Below are 2,155 nucleotides of genomic sequence, written 5' to 3'. Positions count from 1 at the left end.
GCCGCCCGGCTCGCCACCGCCATAGCGGATTTCGGGGACAAGAACGGTTTCATAATAATCGATGTCCTGGGGATCGATTTCGCCATCATGCTCGCGATCGAGCAGCAGGAACACACGGTCGGCATCGGCGGTGAATTCGGCCTCGGTCACCACGCCGTCATGATTGGCGTCAGCACCGGCGAACCAGGCCCCAATCGGATCTTCCCCACGGAACGGTTCGCCCATCGGGCTGATGAACAAGCGACCGTGCGGAGGGCGGGGTCCGCCCGGCGGTGGGGGTGGCGGCGGTCCGTCAGGCCCGGGTCCCCCTTGCTGTACACCGGCCATCAGTGCCAGCCCAAGCCAAAAACCCACCATCTTGCCCTCCGGATGCGTCGATCCGGCGTGCTACGCGGGAAATGTCTCTCAAATGTGTCTGGTGACCGGGGTCAGGCGACGATCCGCAGCCACAAAGCGGTGGCATCGTCCGACCCCTTGAAGCGCGGGAAGCGGCCGAAATCGCCATCCTCCTGTTCGATTGCGCGCAATTGCAGCGCCAGCCCGGTCAAGCCGCTGGTGGCGAGTTCCGCGAACAGACCCGCCTCGTCGCGCAGGCCATAGACGTCGATCAATGCCGCAAAGCCGTCGCTCATCAGCAGCAGTTCATCCCCAACGCTGCACGGCAGCACCGCACCGCCCAAATGCGTGGCGGCGGCCGGATCGACCCCGAGGACATAGCGGTCGGGTCGTTCACGCGCGGCGCGCAGCACTTCGAGGATCGGCTGCGGTCGCTGCTTCAGGCCCAGCCCATGCTCGGCCAGCGCGGCGGCGCTGGCATTTTCGTCGTCCTTGCTGGCAGGCGGCCCGATCCGCTCGACGGTATCGCCGCGCTTGAGCAGCCCCGCACAATCGCCCAGCCAGCGGCAGGCGAGACCGTCCTTACCGACGCGCGCCGCCAGGAAGGACGCGCTCGGCAATTCCCAGGCGGAGATGGGCGCGCGTGTCCGCTGCGCGGCAAAGCGCCGCGCAAGCCTTGCGAACACACCCTTGCAGATCGCGTCGATCGAGGCGTCGCCCGCGGCCGCAAAGGCGGCGTCCGCCTCCAGCGCCAGCCATGCGGCGCCACCGCGCGACCCGACCAGCCCCGGCTCCCCCAAATCGGTCGCGCCGTCGATCACCCAGGCGAGCGTGTCGCTCGACCCCGCGCGGTCATCATTGGCGATGGCGGCGTCACCCGCAAGACTGATCGACTGGAGCAGATCGAAGCGCATAAGATCCTCCTACCAGCCGATCATGACGGATTTCAGTCGGCGAACAACAGCACGGGCGTTTCCAGATAGCGCTTGAGCGCCTGCACGAAGCTCGCCGCATCCCAGCCATCGACCACGCGGTGATCGCAACTGATCGACAGGTTCATCAGCTTGGCACGGACGATCTCATCGCCGACGAACACCGGGCGCTCGACGATCTTGTTGGGACCGATGATCGCCACTTCGGGCCGGTTGATCACCGGCGTCGTCGCGATCCCGCCAAGCGGCCCGAGCGACGTCACCGTCAGCGTGCCGCCGCCCATTTCATCGGGCTTGAGCTTATTGGCGCGCGCCGCCTCGGCCAGGCGCAGGATTTCGGCGGCCAATTGCCAGACATTGCGATCCTGCGCATCGCGGATCACGGGAACGGTCAGCCCGGCGTCGGTCTGCGTCGCCATGCCGAGATGCACCGCGCCATGCCGCGTCACTATGCCGGCTTCGTCATCATAGCGCGCGTTGATCATCGGGAAAGCGGGCACGGTCTTGCAGATCGCGGCGATCAGCAGCGGCAGCATCGTGAGCTTGGGCCGTGACCCGCGCGCGCCATTCAGATCGGCGCGCATCGCCTCCAGCGCAGTGACGTCGATTTCCTCGACATAGGTGAAATGCGGGATCGCGCGCTTCGACGCCGCCATATTCTCGGCGATGCGGCGGCGCATGCCGATCACCTTGATCGCCTCATCGGCGCGGGCGTGGCTCGCATGCGGGGCGTGATAGCCTTGTCCGTTGCTGTAGCGCAGGAACGCATCGAGATCGGCATGGCGTACGCGGTCGCCCTCGGTCTTCACCTGCGCGAGGTCGATGCCAAGATCGGCGGCGCGGGCGCGCACTGCGGGGGAAGCGAGGACCACTCTCTCCCTCTCCCC

The 2,155-nt window shown here is 66.8% G+C and carries 2 protein-coding genes and 1 pseudogene; all 3 read right to left on the bottom strand.

Annotated features, from left to right (window positions below):
• Window positions 1-225 (bottom strand): annotated as a pseudogene (locus ON00_RS20935) (EF-hand domain-containing protein); the annotation flags it as partial.
• A gap of 203 nt (window positions 226-428) precedes the next feature.
• On the bottom strand, window positions 429-1,250 hold the full coding sequence (locus ON00_RS14385; protein WP_010406888.1) for a protein phosphatase 2C domain-containing protein: 822 nt from the start codon (window positions 1,248-1,250) through the stop codon (window positions 429-431).
• Between the two features lie 32 nt (window positions 1,251-1,282).
• The coding region (locus ON00_RS14380; protein WP_040601679.1) for a dihydrolipoamide acetyltransferase family protein at window positions 1,283-2,155 on the bottom strand (873 nt) is incomplete at its 5' end.

Origin of the sequence: Sphingomonas echinoides ATCC 14820 (assembly GCF_000241465.1) — a bacterium.
GTDB lineage: Bacteria > Pseudomonadota > Alphaproteobacteria > Sphingomonadales > Sphingomonadaceae > Sphingomonas > Sphingomonas echinoides.
The sequence above is the reverse complement of the archived record's forward strand: the minus strand, read 5'-3'. Positions and strand labels throughout refer to the sequence as shown.

Bases quoted from the DNA above. Each gene is read 5' to 3' on its own strand.
- ON00_RS14385 (WP_010406888.1), bottom strand. From the start codon at position 1,250: ATGCGCTTCGATCTGCTCCAGTCGATCAGTCTTGCGGGTGACGCCGCC.